The organism is Burkholderia contaminans (genome assembly GCF_029633825.1).
GTDB classification, from domain to species: domain Bacteria; phylum Pseudomonadota; class Gammaproteobacteria; order Burkholderiales; family Burkholderiaceae; genus Burkholderia; species Burkholderia contaminans.
Window position 1 is genome coordinate 1,363,006 of the sequence record NZ_CP090641.1, and the last position, 19,600, is coordinate 1,382,605.

17 protein-coding genes are annotated in these 19,600 nt (G+C 67.8%); 9 read left to right on the forward strand and 8 right to left on the reverse strand.

Annotation, left to right across the window (positions count from 1 at the left end; all coding sequences use genetic code 11):
- Positions 1-6: 6 nt before the first annotated feature.
- The 4 genes from LXE91_RS23765 to LXE91_RS23780 are packed head-to-tail and all read right to left on the reverse strand — an operon-like array spanning position 7 to position 4,124.
- Positions 7-663, reverse strand: a complete 657-nt coding sequence (locus tag LXE91_RS23765) for a methionine ABC transporter permease (RefSeq protein WP_011353926.1) — start codon at positions 661-663, stop codon at positions 7-9.
- Positions 656-1,852: a methionine ABC transporter ATP-binding protein gene (locus tag LXE91_RS23770; RefSeq protein ID WP_039367855.1), complete on the reverse strand. Its 1,197-nt coding sequence runs from the start codon at positions 1,850-1,852 to the stop codon at positions 656-658. The genes LXE91_RS23765 and LXE91_RS23770 overlap by 8 nt, the downstream gene beginning before the upstream one ends.
- Before the next feature lie 18 nt (positions 1,853-1,870).
- Positions 1,871-3,283 (reverse strand): LLM class flavin-dependent oxidoreductase, encoded by a 1,413-nt coding sequence (locus LXE91_RS23775; protein WP_039367857.1) that lies wholly within the window; start codon positions 3,281-3,283, stop codon positions 1,871-1,873.
- 10 nt (positions 3,284-3,293) lie between these two features.
- Positions 3,294-4,124: a MetQ/NlpA family ABC transporter substrate-binding protein gene (locus LXE91_RS23780; protein ID WP_039367858.1), complete on the reverse strand. Its 831-nt coding sequence runs from the start codon at positions 4,122-4,124 to the stop codon at positions 3,294-3,296.
- Here LXE91_RS23780 and LXE91_RS23785 point away from each other — a divergent pair.
- From LXE91_RS23785 to LXE91_RS23810, 6 genes are all read left to right on the forward strand, one after another.
- Positions 4,123-4,455: a hypothetical protein gene (locus LXE91_RS23785; RefSeq protein ID WP_157644949.1), complete on the forward strand. Its 333-nt coding sequence runs from the start codon at positions 4,123-4,125 to the stop codon at positions 4,453-4,455. The genes LXE91_RS23780 and LXE91_RS23785 overlap by 2 nt on opposite strands.
- Before the next feature lie 100 nt (positions 4,456-4,555).
- Positions 4,556-5,920 (forward strand): 2-hydroxycarboxylate transporter family protein, encoded by a 1,365-nt coding sequence (locus LXE91_RS23790; RefSeq protein WP_039367860.1) that lies wholly within the window; start codon positions 4,556-4,558, stop codon positions 5,918-5,920.
- Between the two features lie 127 nt (positions 5,921-6,047).
- Complete coding sequence (locus tag LXE91_RS23795; protein ID WP_039367862.1) at positions 6,048-7,931, forward strand: sensor histidine kinase; 1,884 nt, start codon at positions 6,048-6,050, stop codon at positions 7,929-7,931.
- Entirely contained in the window at positions 7,921-9,282 is a 1,362-nt protein-coding gene (locus LXE91_RS23800) for a sigma-54-dependent transcriptional regulator (RefSeq protein ID WP_039367864.1), read from the forward strand. The genes LXE91_RS23795 and LXE91_RS23800 overlap by 11 nt, the downstream gene beginning before the upstream one ends.
- A gap of 22 nt (positions 9,283-9,304) precedes the next feature.
- Positions 9,305-9,634: a DUF3579 domain-containing protein gene (locus LXE91_RS23805; protein ID WP_039367942.1), complete on the forward strand. Its 330-nt coding sequence runs from the start codon at positions 9,305-9,307 to the stop codon at positions 9,632-9,634.
- A 272-nt stretch (positions 9,635-9,906) separates the two neighbouring features.
- Positions 9,907-10,758: an alpha/beta fold hydrolase gene (locus tag LXE91_RS23810; protein ID WP_039367866.1), complete on the forward strand. Its 852-nt coding sequence runs from the start codon at positions 9,907-9,909 to the stop codon at positions 10,756-10,758.
- Between the two features lie 146 nt (positions 10,759-10,904).
- Here the strand turns inward: LXE91_RS23810 and LXE91_RS23815 are convergent, their stop codons facing one another.
- Entirely contained in the window at positions 10,905-11,348 is a 444-nt protein-coding gene (locus tag LXE91_RS23815; RefSeq protein ID WP_039367945.1) for a PACE efflux transporter, read from the reverse strand.
- 100 nt (positions 11,349-11,448) lie between these two features.
- Between LXE91_RS23815 and LXE91_RS23820 the strand changes: the two genes are divergently transcribed.
- Complete coding sequence (locus LXE91_RS23820; RefSeq protein ID WP_039367867.1) at positions 11,449-12,339, forward strand: LysR family transcriptional regulator; 891 nt, start codon at positions 11,449-11,451, stop codon at positions 12,337-12,339.
- Positions 12,340-12,362: 23 nt separating this feature from the next.
- On the opposite strand, the gene LXE91_RS23825 is transcribed toward LXE91_RS23820, so the two are convergent.
- Complete coding sequence (locus tag LXE91_RS23825) at positions 12,363-13,337, reverse strand: LysR family transcriptional regulator (protein ID WP_039367868.1); 975 nt, start codon at positions 13,335-13,337, stop codon at positions 12,363-12,365.
- Positions 13,338-13,498: 161 nt separating this feature from the next.
- Here LXE91_RS23825 and LXE91_RS23830 point away from each other — a divergent pair, with 161 nt between their 5' ends.
- Together LXE91_RS23830 and LXE91_RS23835 are read left to right on the forward strand one after the other, a co-directional pair.
- Positions 13,499-14,803: an MFS transporter gene (locus LXE91_RS23830; protein ID WP_039367869.1), complete on the forward strand. Its 1,305-nt coding sequence runs from the start codon at positions 13,499-13,501 to the stop codon at positions 14,801-14,803.
- 100 nt (positions 14,804-14,903) lie between these two features.
- Positions 14,904-16,397: a M81 family metallopeptidase gene (locus tag LXE91_RS23835; RefSeq protein ID WP_039367871.1), complete on the forward strand. Its 1,494-nt coding sequence runs from the start codon at positions 14,904-14,906 to the stop codon at positions 16,395-16,397.
- A 237-nt stretch (positions 16,398-16,634) separates the two neighbouring features.
- Here LXE91_RS23835 and LXE91_RS23840 read toward each other — a convergent pair whose 3' ends face one another.
- Together LXE91_RS23840 and opcM are read right to left on the reverse strand one after the other, a co-directional pair.
- A complete protein-coding gene (locus tag LXE91_RS23840) occupies positions 16,635-17,636 on the reverse strand; it encodes an SLAC1 anion channel family protein (protein WP_039367874.1) in 1,002 nt (333 codons plus the stop codon).
- A gap of 416 nt (positions 17,637-18,052) precedes the next feature.
- Positions 18,053-19,594 carry a multidrug efflux transporter outer membrane subunit OpcM gene (opcM, locus tag LXE91_RS23845; RefSeq protein ID WP_039367876.1) on the reverse strand — a complete coding sequence of 514 codons (1,542 nt, stop codon included), beginning with the start codon at positions 19,592-19,594 and terminating at the stop codon, positions 18,053-18,055.
- Between the last annotated feature and the right edge of the window lie 6 nt (positions 19,595-19,600).

Sequence of the window (19,600 nt, forward strand, 5' to 3'; positions counted from 1 at the left end):
CGTCGCTCAGGTACGCCGGGTCACACGTCGGACCAGGCGGTCGCCCGTGATTTGCACGGCCGAGACGAGCGCGATCAGGATCACGATCACGGTCGCCATGACGGTGGTGTCGAAACGCTGGTAGCCGTAGCGGATCGCGAGATCGCCGAGGCCGCCCGCGCCGACGGCGCCCGCCATCGCCGTCGAGCCGATCAGCGCGACGACGGTAATGGTGAAGCCGCCGAGCATGCCCGGCAGCGCTTCGGGCAGCAGCACGTGCCACACGATGTGGCGGCGCTTCGCGCCCATCGCGAGCGCGGCCTCGATCAGCCCGCGGTCGACTTCGCGCAGGCTCACCTCGGCGATCCGCGCGAAGAACGGGATCGCGGCGATCGACAGCGGCACGACGGCCGCCCAGACGCCGATCGTCGTGCCGATCAGCACGCGCGTGAACGGCAGCAGCGCGACGAGCAGGATGATGAACGGCGTCGAGCGGAACACGTTGACGAGCGCGCCGAGCACCGCGTTCACGCCACGCCGCTCGTAGATGCCGCCGGGCGCGGTCGTCACGAGGATCACCGCGAGCGGGATGCCGATCAGCGCGGCAATCGCGGCCGACGCGGCGACCATCGACAGCGTGTCGCGGATCGCATCGAGCAGTTCGGGCCACCAGAGGTCAAACATAGCCGAGCACCTCCGCGTGATTCGCGTGGCGGCGCGCGCGTTCGAGCAGCGCGGCAACCGCACCGCCGCGCGACGCCGGCTGGCCGGCGTCGTCCGCGTGCGGCGCTGCCGCGATCACGAGCCGCCCCTGCGCATGCCCCTGGATACGCTCGATCCCGCCGTGCAGGAACCGTACCGAGCCGCCGAGTGCCGCCGCAAGCGCGCCGACATCCGGCTCGCCGCCGCTCTCGCCCGTATAGCGGACGTCGAGCACGACCTGCGCGCCGTCGGGCAACGCGGCCTGCTCGGGCAGCGGCTGCACGCGCGCCGCCAGTTCGGCCGGCAGGTCGTGCACGAGCGTGCTGAGCAGCGCGCGCGTCGCGCCGTGGCGCGGATCGCCGAACACGCGCCACACGGGGCCGGTTTCGACGACTTCGCCCTGCTCGATCACCGCGACCGTGTCGCACACAGCGCGGATCACTTCCATCTCGTGCGTGATCAGCACGATCGTCAGCCCGAGGCGGCGGTTGATGTCGGCGAGCAGCGCGAGGATCGACTGGGTCGTCTCGGGATCGAGCGCCGACGTCGCCTCGTCGCACAGCAGCACCTCGGGATCGTGCACGAGCGCGCGGGCAATGCCGACGCGCTGCTTCTGCCCGCCCGACAGGCTGGCCGGATACGCGTCGCGCTTCGCGGCAAGCCCGACGAGCTCGAGCAGCGCCTCGACCTTGCGCACGCGCTCGGCCTTCGGCACGCCGGCGATCTTCAGCGGCAGCGCGACGTTCTCGAACACCGTCTTCGCGGACAGCAGGTTGAAATGCTGGAACACCATGCCGGTGCGGCGCCGCAGCGCGACGAGCCCGTCCTCGTCGAGCGCGCCGACATCGACGCCCTGCACGCGCACGCGGCCTGAGCTCGGCCGTTCGAGGCCGTTCACGAGCCGCAGCAGCGTCGACTTCCCTGCGCCGCTGCGGCCGATGATCCCGAAGACCTCGCCGCGCCGCACGTCGAGCGTCACGTCGCGCAGCGCGGCGGCGTGGCCGCGCGGCGTCGCGAACACCTTGCCGACCTGCTCCAGCGACACGGCGGCGCCGCCGGCCGATTCAGCCGATTCGGCCGACGCAACCGCTGCGTCATGCGTCGCGGCAGCGGTGCCGGCGCGCACGGCCGACGTATCGATGAAACCCAGCGTATCGAACAATTGCGTCATCGCTTCGCTCCGTCACGTTCACGCATGCGCGGGATGCGCGGGCTCGGCCACGGCGGCCGGCCGGTGCTGCGCGCCCGTGTGCCACGCGGGCAGGCGCGGGCCCGCGCCGAACAGCTTCTCGCGCAGCGTGGGCGCGGGATCGTAGTCTTCCTTGTAGACGCCGCGGTTCTGCAGCTCGGGCACGACCCAGTCGACGAAATCCTCGAACGACTCGGGCATCACGGTGCGCGTCAGGTTGAAGCCATCGATGCCGGTCTCGTCAATCCACGACTGCAGTTCGTCCGCGACCTGCGACGGCGAGCCGACGATCGGCGCATAGCGGCCGCCGAGCGACATCTGTTCGAGCATGCGGCGCACGGTCCACGTGCCGGTCGTGCTCTTGCGCGAGATCGCGTCGACGGCCGACTGGATCGAATCGGTCTTCACGTACGAGATCGGCTCATCGAGGCCGTACTTCGCGAAGTCGATGCCGGTCGAGCTCGCGAAATGCGCGAGGCCGGCTTCGGCGCTCGCGTAGCGCCGGTATTCGTCGAATTTCTCGCGTGCCAGAAGTTCGGTTTCCGCCGTCACGACGCTCACGCCGGCAAAGATCTTGATCGACGCCGGGTCGCGGCCCTGCCGTGCAGCGGCCGCGCGAATGTCGAGTGTCGCCGCGCGCGCAGCGGCCTTGCTTTGCCCGTTCACGAACACGCATTCCGCGTGACGCCCCGCGAACTCGACGCCGCGCGCGGACGAACCGGCCTGGTACAGCACCGGCGTGCGCTGCAGCGACGGCTCGCTCAGATGAATCGCGTCGATCGAATAGAACGGCCCGTCGTGCTTCACGCGCCGCACCTTGCCCGGCTGCGCGAACACGCGCGCCTTCGCATCGCGGATCACCGCATCGTCGTCCCAGCTCTGTTCCCACAGCTTGTAGACGACGTCCATGTAGTCGTCCGCGCGCTCGTAGCGGTCGTCGTGGCCGATCTGCTGCGCGAGGCCCATGCCGCGCGCGGCGCTGTCGAGATAGCCGGTGACGATGTTCCAGCCCACGCGCCCTTTCGTCAGGTGATCGAGCGTCGACATGCGGCGCGCGAACAGGTAAGGCGGCTCGTAGGTGAGGTTCGCGGTCACGCCGAAGCCGAGGTGCCGCGTGACCTGCGCCATCGCGGGCACCAGCAGCAACGGATCGTTGACGGGCACCTGCACCGATTCGCGCAGCGCGGTGTCGGGCCCGCCGCCGAACACGTCGTACACGCCGACGATGTCCGCGAGGAAGATCCCGTCGAACTTGCCGCGTTCGAGCGTCTTCGCGAGGTCGGCCCAGTAGTCGAGATCGGTGTAGTGCGCGGAGCGGTCGCGCGGATGCGTCCACAGCCCGTGGTTGATGTGCCCGACGCAGTTCATGTTGAACGCGTTGAGCAGGATCTTCTTGCGGTTCGCCGTCGTCATGCCGCCTCCGTTACCACGCGATCGCGTACAGCGAGCCGAACGCGTTGTCGAGCGCCTTGCGCACCGCCGGCGAGTGCTGGTAGATCGAGATGAACTTGCGGATGCGCGGATCATTCACGCTGTCCGGCCGCACGACCCACTGGATCGCGAAGATCTTGTTCTCGGTGCCGTCGAACAGCAGCGCGCTGTTCGGGTCGGTCGTGCCGGCGAGCTTGATGAAGCTCGGGTAGCCCTGCGCGAGATCGACGTCGTCGAGCGAGCGCGCGAGCTGCGACGCTTCGAGCGGGATGATCTTCAGGTGCTTCGGGTTCGACACGATGTCGTGCGTCGTCGCGCGGTAGTCGGCGCCCGGCGTCAGCGTGATGAGCCCCGCGCGCTGCAGCAGCAACAGCCCGCGCCCGCCGTTCACCGGATCGTTCGCGATCGCGACTTTCGCGCCGTCCTTCAGCTCGCTGAAGCTTTTCACCTTCTTCGAATAGAGGCCGATCTTCATGATCGTTCCGGGCGCGATCGACACGAAGTTGTAGCCGCCCTGCTTGTTCGCGTTCTCGAGGAACGGGATGTGCTGGAAGTAGTTGACGTCGATGTCCTTGTTCGCGAGCGCCGCGTTCGGCGTATTCCAGTCGGTGAACTCGACGATCTTCACGTCGAGCCCCTGCGCCTTCGCCTCCTTCGCGGCGACCTTCAGCGCTTCGATCTGCGGGCTGGTCGAGATGCCGACCTTCAGCGGCGCGGTGTCGGCGTGCGCGCCATTGAGCAATGCGACGCCAAGCACGGCGGCGGCCAGCAGGCGCGCGACGCGGCCGGCGGAAAAGCGGGCGGAAAAAACGGCATGCAGCATGAAACCACTCTCCTGTCCAAAGACGGTATCGATGGATGAGCGACGCCGCGGCGAACGCACGGGCGTTCTCCGGACAGAGGTCAAACGCATCGGAAAAGATCAGCCGATGATAGAGAGCGGCGCGGGGGCGGTCTACGAAGCGTTTGTGCGAAGAAAATCGCGCGCGGCGATATGGCGGAAGCCATGCGGGATCAGGGGCACGACCGGGCGCCCGGCCGGCCGGCTGGCCGAAATCTCGGCCTGGGCGGCGGGCGAATTCCGAAATCTCGGCCAGCCCGTCGGGCCGATCTTTCAGCAGACGAAACAAACCCCTTATGAATCAATGAATTAAAAATATTCCGGCAGGCCGGATTTCTGGCACGGGGGTTGCGTAATAGACGGCACACGATGCCGCGAAGCCATGCAGGCATACCAACATCAGGAGACACGTCTTGCAGACCTCTATCCATACCCCGTCCCATCCGGAGCCGGTTTCCGATGCCGTCGCCGCCCCGCGCGAGCGCTTCTGGCCGGAAGGCTGGTGGAAACTGATGGAAATCCGCATCGGCATCATTCCGCTGCCCGTCTACTTCATCCTGCTCGCGCTGATCGTCGGCTTCTCGGTGACCGGCAAGGTACCCGGCGAGATCTCGATGGCGATCGCGGTGCTCGCATTCTTCGGCTTCACCTGCGCGGAACTGGGCAAGCGCCTGCCGCTCTTGCGCAACATCGGCGCGGCCGCGATCTTCGCGACCTTCGTGCCGTCGGCGCTCACGTACTACCACGTGCTGCCGAAACCGGTGCTGAACCTGACCGTCGAATTCACGAAGTCGACCAACTTCCTGTACCTGTTCATCGCGTCGATCATCGTCGGCAGCATCCTGAGCATGGATCGCCGCGTCCTGATCCAGGGCTTCGTCAAGATCTTCATCCCGCTCGCGGCCGGCTCGGTCGCGGCCGCGATCGTCGGCACGGCGGTCGGCACCGCGCTCGGGCTCGGCGCGCGCCACACGCTGCTGTACATCGTCGTGCCGATCATGGCGGGCGGTGTCGGCGAAGGTGCGATTCCGCTGTCGATCGGGTATTCGGAACTGATGCACCTGCCGCAAGGCGAGATGTTCGCGATGGTGCTGCCGCCGGTGATGCTCGGCAGCCTGACCGCGATCATCCTGTCGGGCGCGCTCGACATGATCGGCAAGCGCTTCCCGCACCTGACCGGCAACGGCCGCCTGCAGGTCGGCGAATCGGGCGACATGACGCCCGAGAACGAGGAAATCCGCGGCCACGTCGACGTCTCGCACATCGCGGGTGCCGGCATCACGGCGATCACGCTGTACCTGGTCGGCCTGATGGCGCACAAGCTGTTCGGCCTGCCCGCGCCGGTCGCGATGCTGTTCCTCGCGGTGCTCGTGAAGCTCGCGCGTGCGGTGTCGCCGCCGCTGCAGGAAGGCGCGTTCGTCGTCTACAAGTTCTTCTCGACCGCCGTCACGTATCCGCTGCTGTTCGCGATCGGCGTCGCGATGACGCCGTGGGACAAGCTGACCGCCGCGTTCACGATCGTCAACGTGGTCACGATCGTGTCGACCGTCGCGACGCTGATGGGCACCGGTTTCGTGGTCGGCCGCCTGATGAAGATGTACCCTATCGACACCGCAATCGTGAACGCCTGCCACAGCGGGCAAGGCGGCACCGGCGACGTCGCGATCCTGACTGCCGCGAACCGGATGCAGCTGATGCCGTTCGCGCAGATCGCGACGCGTATCGGCGGCGCGATCGTCGTCACGGTCACGCTGATCCTGATCGCCCACTTCGGATGACGCGCCGCCGCGCGCACCGTCGCGCAGGCCGCTTTGCACGCGCCGCCGCCGGCCCAGCCGGCGCGCGGCGCGCGTCGTTCGGGGCGTCGTTTCGGACGTCGTGCCGTGCGGACGATTGCGGGCTTCGATGAGGGCGAACGTGCAGAAGAGCTTCAAGGGAATCCCGTGGTGGGGCTGGGCATCGGCCGGCGTGCTGTATGTGTGCGTGGCGGCCGCGGCCGTCGATTTCGCGTGGGAACGCGCGATCGACGCGCTCGAGGAAGCCGGCGCGCACCGGCTCGACCTGTATGCGTCGAGCCTGAAGAGCGAGCTCGGCCGCTTCGAGATCCTGCCCGGCCTGGTCGCGCGGCAGGACGGCGTGCGCACGATGCTGAAAGCCGCGCCGCACGACGCCCCCGCGCTCGTGCACACGGTCAACACCTACCTCGAAGCGGTGAACCGCGACGCAGGCAGCGGCGCGGTCGATGTGATCGACCTGCAGGGTGACGTGATCGCCGCCAGCAACTGGAACGAGACGCTCAGCTTCGTCGGCACCAACGTGTCGTACCGGCCGTACTTCAAGGACGCGCTCGCGCGCGGCAGCGGCCGCTTCTTCGGCATCGGCACCAACACCGGCGTGCCGGGCGTCTACTTCGCCAGCGCGGTGCGCGACGCGGGCGTGCCGATCGGCGTGGCCGCCGTGAAGATCAGCGTCGATCCGCTCGAATCGGCGTGGCGCGCGCCGGGCGTCGCCGCGATGGTCGTCGACCGCAACGGCGTGGTCGTGATCTCGACCGAACCCGCATGGAAATTCACCGCGCTGCGCCCGATCACCGCGCAGCAGCAGCACGACATCCAGGCGTCGCGGCAATACGCGGGCCGCACGGTCGACGTGCTGCCGTACCGCCATATCGGCGACCGCAGCGCGGCCGCGTGGTTCGGCACCTTCCCCGATACGCGCCACAGCGGCCGCACCACGCGCTATCTCGTGATGTCGCGCCCCGCGCCGCAGGCCGGCGATTCGCTGATGGTGCTGCTCGACATCGCGGGCGCGCGGCGCCAGCAGCAGACGGCCTTCGTGTTCGTCACCGGCGCGTTCCTGATCGCCGCGCTGCTGGCCGGCTACGCGATCCAGCGACGCCGGGCGATCGTCGCGCGGCTGAACGCGCAGGACGCGCTGCGGCGCGCGAACGACCAGCTCGAGCTGACCGTCGCGCAGCGCACGGCCGCGCTGACGGCCGCGAACGAACGGATGCAGCGCGAGATCGTCGAGCGCGAGCGCACCGAGCAGCGGCTGCGCGCATCGCAGCAGGAAGTCGTGCATGCGGGCAAGCTTGCGGTGCTCGGGCAAATGGCCGCCGGCCTCACGCACGAGCTGAACCAGCCGCTCGTCGCGATCCGCACGCTGTGCGACAACGCGCGCACGTTCTTCGAGCGCGGCCAGCCTGCGCCGGCGCTCGCCAATCTCGAACGGATCGGCAAGCTCGTCGACAGCATGGCGGTGCTCACCGGCGAGCTGAAGACCTTCGCGCGCAAGCCCGACGTCGAGCGCGTCGCGGTGTCGCTGAACGAGGCCGTCGCGCATGCGCGGCTCATCTACGATGCGCGGATCCGCGACGAAGGCGTACAGCTCGACGTGAACATCGCGCCCGGCACCGCCGTGTCGGCCGAGTCGAGCCAGTTGCAGCAAGTGATCGTGAACCTGCTCGGCAACGCGCTCGATGCGGTGCACGATGCGCCCGTGCGCCGCATCGTCATCGAGGCCGCCGGGCCGGACGAGGCCGGCCGCGTGCGCTTCACGGTGGCCGACAGCGGCGCGGGCATCGCGCCCGACGTGCTGCCGCACCTGTTCGAGCCGTTCGTCACGACCAAGCTGCGCGGCCAGGGCCTCGGACTCGGCCTCGCGATCACGTCGCGCATCGTCGAGGCGTTCGGCGCGAAGATCGCCGCGACGAACCGCGACGAAGGCGGCGCGCAGTTCAGTATCGAATTCGCGGCGGCCACGCTGCAAAGGACAGAGCATGGAAGATGAGATTCGGGTGCTGGTCGTCGAGGATGATGAAAACGTCCGGATCGGCGTCGAGCAGGCGGTAGCGCTTGCCGGCTTCGCAGTTGACGCGTTCGCGTCGGCCGCCGACGCGCTGCATCACGTCGCGCCCGGCGCGCCGGTCGTGATCGTGTCGGACGTGCGGATGCCGGGCATCGACGGGCTGCAGCTGCTCGATCGCGTGATGGCCATCGACGCGCAGATCCCGGTCGTGCTGATCAGCGGCCATGCCGACATTTCGACGGCCGTCGGCGCGATGCAGGTCGGCGCGTACGACTTCATCGAGAAGCCGTTTTCGTCGGACGTGATCGCGGGGCGCGTCGCGCGCGCGGTCGAGAAGCGCCGCCTGACGCTCGAGGTGCAGGGGCTGCGCGCGGCGCTGAACAACTGGCAGGGCATCGAGGCGTTCGTGCTCGGCAAGTCGCCCGCGATGGCCGACGTGCGCAAGAAGATCCTGCGCCTCGCCGATACGTCGGTGTCGGTGCTGATCACCGGCGAGACGGGCACCGGCAAGGAGCTGATCGCGCGCAGCCTGCACGACTTCGGCGGCCGGCGCGACGCGCATTTCGTTGCGGTGAACTGCGGCGGCCTGCCGGAACAAGTCTTCGAGAGCGAACTGTTCGGCCACGAAGCCGGCGCATTCACCGGCGCGATCAAGAAGCGCATCGGCAAGATCGAATGGGCGGACGGCGGCACGCTGTTCCTCGACGAGATCGAGACGATGCCGATCCCGCTGCAGGTCAAGATGCTGCGCGTGCTGCAGGAGCGCGTGGTCGAGCGGCTCGGTGCGAACGAACTGATTCCGGTCGACTGCCGCGTGGTGGCCGCGTCGAAGGCCGATCTCGCCGAGCTCGCGGCCGACGGCCGTTTTCGCGCGGACTTGCTGTATCGCCTCAACGTCGCGCAGATCGAACTGCCGCCGCTGCGCGAGCGGCGCGAGGACGTGCCGCTGCTGTTCGAACACTTCGTGCTCGCGGCCGCGCGCCGCTTCGGGCAGCCGGCGCCGGTCGTCACGGCTGCGCAGGTGTCCGAACTGATGACGCATGCGTGGCCCGGCAACGTTCGCGAGCTGCAGAACGTGGCCGACCGCTTCGTGCTCGGGCTGACCGGCGACAGCCTGCTGTCGTCCGGCGGCACGCCGGCCGCGGGCGGCACGCTCGCGGAGCAGCTCGCGTATTTCGAGCGGATGCTGATCGAGGACATGCTGCAGCGTCACAACGGCAACGTCGCGGACGCAAGCGAAGCGCTCGGGATGCCGAAGAAAACGCTCTATCACAAGCTGCGCAACCTGCGGATTCCCGCGCGCGGCGATGCGGCTGCCGATGGCGGCGAATGACGCGAACGAGGACACGCACGGCATGGATCGCATCGAAGTCACCGAACAGGGCCGCATTACCGGCCACCTGATCCGCGGCGTCACGCACGCGCAGAAAACCTTCCGTCCGAGCGACTGGCCCGAGCGGCTCGCGGGCGTCATCACGCTGTTCGTCGGCGAACGGCGGCCCGGCTATCCTTGCGCGCTGTCGCGGCTCGCGATGCCCGTCGTCGACGGCAACGTCAAATGCCTGTTCGTGTCGGACGAATTGCGCAGCGTGTGTGCGGACGCATTCGATTTCGCGATGCAGTTCGCGGCCGACAACGACCTCCCCGTCGTGCTTCAGACCGCGCCCGCGCTGGCGGTGCGCTGACGCGTGAGCCGCTTTCGCGGCGGCTCACGGCCTTCCTTTTCCCTGGTTTCGATGCGCGGTTGCGCAGGCCGCCGCACGCCCTTTTCCGGCCTTTCGGGCGCCGCGACCAATCGTTAGACGATTGAAAGCATCGACACCCATCCCCTTCCGACAAGGCTTTGCGGCCGAGCCATCAATAAAATTGATCGTCACGATGAAAATTATGCGTTTTCCTTGCAGGTCGCCGTGATGCATAGTTGCGTCGTGTTGACGCACCTTTGAGTCTTTCAGTCATGAACATGCGAATCGAGCCTTCGGTGCTCGCGAACCCCGACCTGCAATTTGCGACGCTTTCGTCAGGCATCAGCCTGCCGTATGTCGAGCGGGGCAGCGGCGCGCCGATGGTGTTCGTGCACGGCTCGCTGTGCGACTACCGCTACTGGGATCCGCAGCTCGCCGCGCTGTCGGCCCACTACCGCTGCATCGCGCCGAGCCTCAGCCACTACTGGCCGGCCGTCGAAGCAGGCATCCAGGACGAGTTCAGCTGGCAGAACCACGTCGACGAGCTCGCCGAATTCATCGACGCGCTCGATCTCGGCCCCGTGCATCTGGTCGGCCACTCGCGCGGCGGCAGCGTCGCGTTCAACGTCGCGCGCCAGCATCCGCACCTCGTCGAATCGCTGACGCTCGCCGATCCGGGCGGCCCGCTGCAACAGCCGGGCGTGCGCGAAGCCGCGCTGCCGGCCGCTGCGATCGCGCTGCGCACGCAGGCCGTGAACCTGATCGGGCAAGGCGAAGTGGAAGCCGGCCTCGAGATGTTCGTCGATTCCGTGAGCCTGCCGGGCGCGTGGAAGAAAAGCACGTCGCGCTTCCGCACGATGGCGATCGACAACGCGAGCACGCTGCCGAAGCAATTGCGCGACCCGCTGCCCGCGTATTCGCAGCACGCGGCCGGCGATATCGCATGCCGCACGCTGCTGATCGACGGCCAGCGCAGCCCGAAAATGTTCCGCAACAACGTCGATACGCTGTCGCAGTGGATCGGGAATGCGCAACGGCAGACGGTTGCCGGCGCATCGCACGGGATGAATGCGGCGAGCCCCGCCGTGTTCAACCGCTTCGTGCACGAGTTCGTCACCGCGTAAGTGCTCCCGGGCGGCTTCTGAGCCGCCCGTTCTCCTCGCTGTTCAATGACGATGCGGATACGCGCCGCATCGCCGCTTCATCAACCGCCGTGCGTCACCGGCGCGTCCGTTCCGTCAATCTGCCTGCGCAATTCCGCGAGTGCGGCTTACCGCACTGCCGGCTCCGCCTTGCGCGTGACCGAATCCGGCAACCCGAACACGCTGTCGAACGCCCAGTTGTACGTGAACGTGAAGATCGGGAAGAACACGATCAGCACCGCGTCGTACAGGAACGCCTGCAGCAGCGATACGTCGAGCCACCACGCGATCAGCGGGATCAGGAACGTCACGAGCGCGACCTGGAAGCCGATCGCATGCAGCACGCGGCGCCCGACCGTGCGCGTCGTCGCAGCACTACGCCGCTCCCACGCCTCGAACGCGAGGTTGTACAGGAAGTTGACGGTAACGCCCGTCGTCGAGATCATCACGCCCATCAGGCCGCTCGTCGCGACGCTCGCGCCGCTCAGCATGCCGAGCACCGACGATGCGATCAGGATGCCGAGCACCTCGAACATCACGACGTAGACTATGCGTCTCTTCCACCCTTGCATGACCATCCACCTTCTGTCGAACAAGGTGGCGAGACTATCAGCGGGTAGCGTGTCCGCAAAAGTCAGGTCCTTTCAATTTTTCTGACAGGAGGCTCGGCGCATGCTGACCAGCGACCACATCGACATGCTGCTGACCGTCATCGACAAAGGCTCGTTTTCCGCCGCCGCGCGGGCGCTCGGCCGCACGCCGTCGGCAATCAGCATGGCGATCGCGAACCTCGAGGCCGAACTCGATCTCGTGCTGTTCGATCGCGGCACGCGCGAACCGACGCCAACCGCCGCGATGATCGCGCTGCTGCCCGATGCGCGCTCGATCGCCGAGCAGTTGCAGGTACTGCGCGCCCATGCACAACACCTGTCGGAAGGTGTCGAAGACACGTTGCGGCTCGGCGTCGCGGCCGAAATCGACCCGGCGCCCGTCGCTCGCGCACTGACAGCGGTCGCCGAAAAGTATCCGGCGCTTGCAATCAGCGTCGTCACGGCGCCGCAAGACGCGATCGTCGACGCGCTGCATCGCACCGCCGTCGATCTCTGCGTGGCGTACTGCGGGCTCGACCTTCATCCGCAGGAGCAGATTCATGCGCTGTGGACCGAGACGCTCATCGCAGTCGCCGCGCCGAACCATCCGGCGATCGCCGAAGGCGCGCGACCCGAAGCGATCGAGCGGTTGTCGGGCTTTCGGCAGATCGTGATCGCCGATCCCGAGCGGCCGCTGACCGACGTGCGGCCGTTGATCGGCAATCGCACGTGGAAGGTGACCGACATGGCCACCGCGATCGCACTCGTCAAGGCCGGACATGGCTGGGCGAATTTGCCGGCCTCCGTGATCGGCCGATACGTTGCAGACGGCGAACTCGCGCCGCTCGTGTTCGCGAACATCCGCAACGGGCTGTCGTTGCCCGTGTATCTGCGCCGGCCGAAGCATACGGGGCTCGGCAAGGCCGCGAGCGAGCTGGTGCGGGCACTGCGGGTGGAACGCGACGACGCCTGAGCAGAACCGCCGGCGGCGGCACGCTATCGCCTGCGCTTCGCCTTCGTCGCGCGAGGCGGTTTCCCGGTCGCACTGCGACGCGTCGCCGCCCCCGCGAACATCGTCATGTCGCGCAGCAGGCAGTTCAGCAACGTATCGGCCGCGACGCCAAGCGGCCGCCCCACCTTCACGAGCAGCCGCGCTTTCGCGGAATCGAACAACGGATGCGCGATCGGCAGCGCGACGAGTTCGCCGCTCTCCAGTTCGCGATAGGCCGCAAACGCGCCGATCAGCGTGATCCCGTCGTGGCGCTTCACGAAATGGCGCAACACCGCGAGGGAATTGGTCGTCAGCGTCGGCCGGATCGGCAGGTTCTCCGTGTAGGCGAGCATCTGCGCGACCTGACCGAGGCCGAACGCCGGCGGCATCAGCGCGAGCGGATATTCGCCGAGTTCGTGCGCGCGCACCGCGCCGCCCCGCACCGCGAGCGGATGGCCGGCATGAACGAGCGCCACCACCGGCTGCGACGACGTGGCGAGATATTCGATCTCCGCATGGGCCGGCGGGTTGTACGCAAGCCCGATGTGCGCGCGGCTCTCCGCCACTTCCTGCAGCACGTTGTTGACCGGCAGGACGTCGACGATCACGTCGAGCTTCGGATAACGCATGCAGAAATCGGTGAGCACCTCGTCCATCAGCACGTCGACATAACCCTCGCTGGTGACGATGCGCACGTGGCCGGATTGCAGCCGCCGCAGTGCCTGCAGGCGCTCCTCGAACAATTCCTGCTGCGAGCGGCACCCGCGCCAGTACTCGAGCAGATGCGCGGCTGCCTCGGTCGGCTGCACGCCGCGCGCCTGCCGCTCGAACAGCTCGACGCCGATCTCCTCCTCGAGCAGACGGATCTGCCGTGTGATCACGGACGGCGCGGTGTTGATGCTGTCGGCCGCGCCGCGGATGGAGCCGTGGGTCAGCACCTCATGGAAGTAGCGCAGGCGGCGCTGGTTGAGTTCGCGCATGGCGTGTCCGGTCAGCGTGACGTGTGCGTGGCGATGGGGCGATCGTTGCCCGGTGAGCAACATTAGATCACTTAAGTTGCTATTGCTGTGCTTTTTCGGCGCTCCGACGATGCGGCAATCGGAACCCATCCCGCAACACGCTCACGCCACCGGAGAAAGACATGTCCGCCGTCCCGTCCTCCCGCCATACGGTTGCGCACGACAGCGCGCCGGTGCAGGCGCTGTACCGCAAACTGAACTGGCGCCTGCTGCCGCTGCTGTTGCTCTGCTATACGTTCGCGTATCTGGATCGCGTCAACATCGGCTTCGCGAAGCTCCACATGCAAAGCGCGCTCGGCTTCTCCGACGCGGCCTACGGCCTCGGCGCGGGCATTTTCTTCCTCGGCTACGTGCTGTTCGAGATTCCGAGCAACCTGATGCTGCCCCGGATCGGCGCGCGCAAGACCATCAGCCGGATCATGGTGCTGTGGGGGCTGACATCCGCCGCGATGATGTTCGTGCACGACACCACGTCGTTCTACGTGCTGCGCTTCCTGCTCGGCGTGTTCGAAGCCGGCTTCGCGCCGGGCATGATCTTCTACCTGACCTATTGGTACGGCCCGCGGCGCATGGCCGGCGTGATGGCCGTCGTGATGCTGGCCGGGCCGATCGGCGGCATCGTCGGCTCGCCGCTGTCGACCTGGCTGATGACCGCCCTCGACGGCACGCACGGGCTGGCCGGCTGGCAGTGGATGTTCGTCGTCGAAGGCCTGCCGTGCGCGTTGCTCGGCCTGTTCGTCCTCAAGGTGCTGGCCGACCGGCCCGCCGATGCCGCGTGGCTGACCGACGACGAAAAAAGCCTGCTCGCGTCCGAACTGCACCCGCCGTCGTCCGGCCACCAGGCGTTCGGGCAGGCGGCGCGCGACCCGCGCGTCTACCTGCTGGCCTTCGCCTACTTCACGATGATCTGCGGGATCTACGCGGTCAGCTTCTGGCTGCCGTCGATCCTCAAGGCGAACGGCGTGACCGACACGATGCAGATCGGCTTCTACTCGATGATTCCGTATATCGCCGCCGCAGGCGCGATGCTCGCGATCGGCCGTCGCTCGGATCGACTCGGCGAACGCCGGCTGCACAGCGCGGTGTCGGCGCTGATCGGCGCGGCCGCGCTGGCCGCCGCGACCTTCTCCGACGGCAACCTCGCGATATCGCTCGTCTGCATGACGATCGCGACGGCGCTGACGTGGGCGGCCTACACCGTGTTCTGGGCGATCCCGTCGCAATACCTGACGGGTAACGCGGCCGCCGGCGGCATCGCGCTCATCAACACGATCGGCCTGATCGGCGGCTTCCTCAGCCCGACCGTCATCGGCGAGATCCGCACCGCGACCGGCAGCATGCAGGCCGGGTTGCTGGTGATCGTCGCACTGATGGTCGCAGGCGCCGCGACGCTGATCATGAACCGCCTGCCGGTCGCGACGCGCTGATACGGCGCATCGCCCCAGTTACCCCATACGGCGCCGTACGGCCGGCTCCTGCCGATAGCCGCGCGCCGCCTGCACCGACCGTTTTCCAGGAATCAGACTCATGACCACACGCATCCTGATTGCCGGTTTCCAGCATGAAACCAACACCTTCGCGCCGACCAAGGCCGCCTATGCGAACTTCGAACGCGGCGAAGGCTTTCCCGCCATGGCGCGCGGCGCGGACGTGCTTGCGCTGCGCGACGTCAACATTCCGGCAGGGGGCTTCATCAATGCAGCGGCACGGCACGGCTGGGCGTTGCAGCCAGTGATCTGGGCAGGCGCGAGCCCGTCGGCGCATGTCACCGAGGATGCGTTCGAACGGATCGCCGGCGAGATTGTCGACGCGGCGCGGCGCGGCGGCTTCGATGCGGTGTATCTCGACCTGCACGGCGCGATGGTCGCCGAGCATACCGACGACGGCGAAGGAACCCTGCTCGAACGCGTACGCCACGCGGTCGGCCCGGCCGTGCCGGTGGTCGCGTCGCTCGACCTGCACGCGAACGTCACCGAACGGATGTTGAGCTGCGCCGACGCGCTGGTCGCCTTTCGGACGTACCCGCACGTGGACATGGCCGAGACCGGCGAGCGCACGGCCGTGCTGCTCGAACGCCTCCTCGCGGGCGGCGACCCGTTACGTCGCGCCGCACGGCGGCTGCCGTTCCTGATCCCGATCAACGGAATGTGCACGCTGCTCGATCCCGCGCGCGAGATGTACGCGTGCCTCGCGGCGCTGGAGACGGACGGCGTCGCATCGCTGTCGTTCGCGCCGGGTTTTCCGGCAGCGGATTTCCCCGAGTGCGGGCCGGTGGTCTGGGGCTATGGCGACGCCGGCGCAGTCGACGCGGCCGTGCAGGCGCTGTACGACAAGATGCTGGCCGACGAAGCGCAGTGGCAAGTCCCGTTCCTGTCGCCCGACGACGCGGTGCGCGAAGCCATGCGGCTCGCGGAAGGCGCGAGCCGGCCCGTCGTGATCGCCGACACGCAGGACAACCCGGGGGCGGGTGGCGATTCCAATACGACCGGCCTGCTGCGCGCGTTGCTGCGCAACGGCGCGCAAGACGCAGCGCTCGGCCTGCTATGGGATCCGGCCGCAGCGGCGGCGGCGGCGCGGGCCGGTGTCGGTGCGCGCATCGAACTGTCGCTCGGCGGCTCCGGCGTACCCGGCGACGAGCCGCTTCGCGGACACTTCGAGGTCGTCGCGGTATCGGACGGCGTGTGCCGCTACGACGGGCCGATGATGAACGGCATGCTGGCCGACGTCGGGCCGGTCGCCTGCCTGAAGATCGACGGCGTGCGGATCGTCGTCAGTGGCGGCAAGGCGCAGATGCTCGATCGCAATCTGTACCGCGTGGGCGGCATCGATCCGGAAGCGATGAAAATCCTCGTCAACAAGAGTTCGGTGCATTTCCGCGCCGACTTCCAGGGCATCGCGCACGCCATCCTGATCGCGAAGGCGCCGGGACCGATGCAAGCCGACCCGGCCGACCTGCCGTGGACGCGGCTCGCGCGCGGCATCCGAACGAGGCCGATGGGCGACGCGTTCGCGGGCGCGTGACGCGTGCATGTCCAGACGGACGGACACGTGTCACACCCGCGTATCCGGCACCGCAGTCAAAGGCCCCGTTCCGTCCCGGGTCCTGCGGGCGGCAGTGCCTGACCGGCGCGGACGGCGTCCGCACCGCTGGAAGGTGCCGGCACGGATTGACCATTAGTTGCAACATGGCGATGTGCGACATCCCTCCATCAAAGGGGCATTGCAATGCCCCCTTGCCCGCCTCCCCCACCGATACATTCACGTGCTGAGTGTCCGCAACTCTCCACGCGCAATGCCCCAGGCGGTGCGCAGGAACAAGGCCGCAATCACGAGACTGGCCAATCCGAGCAGCACGGCAGCAATGGCATCCGCCGACGGGTGTTGCGCGAAGCCCGCATATTTCAGCGCCGCCACGGCAGACGCCGCCAGCGGAAAACTGACGGCCCACCACGACACGCGAAACGGGCAGCAACGGCCCAGATGCCACAGGCGTGTGACGAGCACGGCCAGCACGAAAAGCATCACCATGTAGAGGCCCGTGGCGAAATCGTCGATCACGCCCGTGGTGGCCACGTAGGCCGAAAATCCGACCGCGAATGGCGCGCACAGGATCAGAAGCGATGGCCGCATCGCATCGGGAAAGGGTTCGGCGAACATCAGGCGCGACACGATCATCGTGAACAACGGCACCGCGAAAAACAGGCCGACCGCTGTCCCGAATGCCATCAATCCGTGCATGCCGTGCGCCCAGCCCAGCGCGGGTGCAGCCAGCGGAATATCGAGCATGCCGACGACGGGAACGATCCAGGCCGGCGTTGCATGTTCGGGCTGCTGTCGTACGCTGATCCAGCGCATGACCATCCACCACGCGAGCAGCGTCATGCCCGCGACACCGATACACCAGAGAACACGCGCCAGCAGCAGATGCTGGTCCACCAGCAACAGCGGGATCAACAGAAGACTGATCATCGGCGCGCCGAACATGTTGCCTGCGATCGGATGCGCGAATTCCGCGCGCACCCGGTCGGGATGAATCGCCAGCTTCGCAAGATAGGCGGCGGCGAGCACCACGAATACAGCCAGCGCGATCGCGCCGACCACCTGTGCCACCCACGATGGCGCGCCGAAATGAACCTGTGCGAGCCGCCAGGCGACGGCCAGTCCGGTCAGCCCCATCACCGAACCGAACAGGGCGATGGGCAAATGGGCGAGCGTACTGCCCGAATCCAGGGCGGTGGAGGTGGGTACGGCGGTCATCATCGTGTTCTCCCGGAAAAAACGATCGACTCGGCTTGCGCGCCAGGCGCGGCAACCGCATCCCCGACACGCACGAAACAAGTCATGGCGCGAATCATTCGGTGAATGCGACAGGTGTTCCGGTTCGACATGATGTCCTTGAGCGGCGGTCGTGACAGAGTCGCTAGTATGCGCAGCGCGTCGATATCTTTTGCGCTATTCCGTCTTGATATTTAGCGAATTCGTCTCATGGATGCGCGATCACGACAGGCCGCGTCAGCGCAGCCCCATGAGCGATATCGGCATGACCGTGGGCGCGACCGGTCCGAAGCGACGTCCGGAACGATAAAAAAAACCCGATCCGCGTCGCCACGGATCGGGGTTGTTCAGGCCGCGCTGGCAGCGGCGGCCCGACACGGGCCGTCATGCGCGTCGAATCGTCAACGCGCAGCGACCTCCGCCTTGCCCGTCGTCGCATCGCCGACCGCGGCCGCCGCCGGCGCCGCCCCCCATCCGCCGCCCAGCGCGCGGATCAGGTTCACGGTCGACACGGCCTGCGCGCCGGTCAACTGGTTCGACTGCAACTGCGACTGCAGCACCGAGCGCTCGCTGTCGATCACGTCGAGATACGCGACCTCGCCTTCCTGGTACTGCGTGCGCGACAGCGTCGCCGCGCGCCGCGACGCGTTGACGGCCGCATCCTGCGCGCGGATCTGGTCGTCGAGCAGGCGCAGGTCGGCGAGATTGTCCTCGACCTCGCGGAACGCGACGAGCACCTGCTGCCGGTAGTTCGCGACCTGCTCGTCGTACTGCGCGCGCGCCTGCTGCACGCCCGCCGCACGACGCCCACCGTCGAACAGCGGCAGCGTCAGCGCGGTGCCGGCGAACGGGCCGAGCAGGAACGTGCGGCTCGACCACAGGAACAGGTTGCCGAGCGTCGACGCTTCATACCCGAACGCACCCGTGATATCGAGCTTCGGGAAGTACGCCGACTTCGCGAGGCCGATCCGCGCGTTCGCGGCCGCCATCGCGCGCTCGGCCGCCGACACGTCCGGGCGCCGTTCGAGCAGCGCGGACGGCAGGCCCGGCGGCACCTTCACCGCGACCGGCACGATCGGCGTTTCCTTGAACGCGAAATCCGCAGGCGCCTTGCCGAGCAGGATCGCGAGCGCATGCTCGGACGCCGCGCGCCGGCGCGCGACGCCAACTGCATCGGCCTGCGCGGTCGCCAGCTCGTTCTTCGCGCGCGACACGTCGAGCTCGCTGATGTCGCCTTCGTTGAAGCGGCGCTGCACGAGCTTCAGTGCCTGCTCGCGCAGCTCCACCGTGCGGCGGTACAGGTCCTGGTCGGAATCGAGCTGACGCAGCTCGAAGTAGTTCTGCGCGACGTCCGCCTGCAGCGCGAGCTGCACCGAACGGAACAGCGCCTCGCTCTGCGCCTGGTCGGCACGCGATGCCTCGACGTTGCGGCCGACGCGGCCGAACAGGTCGGCTTCATACGACACCGTACCCTGCGCACGCCACAGCGTCGCATTGGTCGGGCCCGTGCCCTGCGGCTGGAACTGCGACGCCGACGACAGCCCCTCGCGCGTCGGCCCGAAACCGGCGCCGATCTGCGGGAACCACTGCGAGCGCGCGGTCCGGGTAGCCGCCCGCGCTTCCTCGACCCGCGCGGCCGCGGCCTTCAGGTTCTGGTTCGCGGCGAGCGCCTGCGTCTCGAGCGAATCGAGCACCGGGTCGCCGAACACCTTCCACCATTCGCCGCGATGCGCGTCGTCCGCCGGCTCGGCCGTCTTCCACGTGCCGGCCTGCTCGCCGGCGGCGAGCGTCGGCGCTTCCTTGAACGCCGTCGGCGTCGACACATCCGGGCGCTTGTAGTCAGGCCCCACCGCGCACGCGGCGAGCAGCGTCGCGAGCAGGGTGCTCGCGGCCGCCACCTTCGCGAAGCGCATCAGGCCGTTCGTGTTGTGCAAGTTATTCATCTTCCT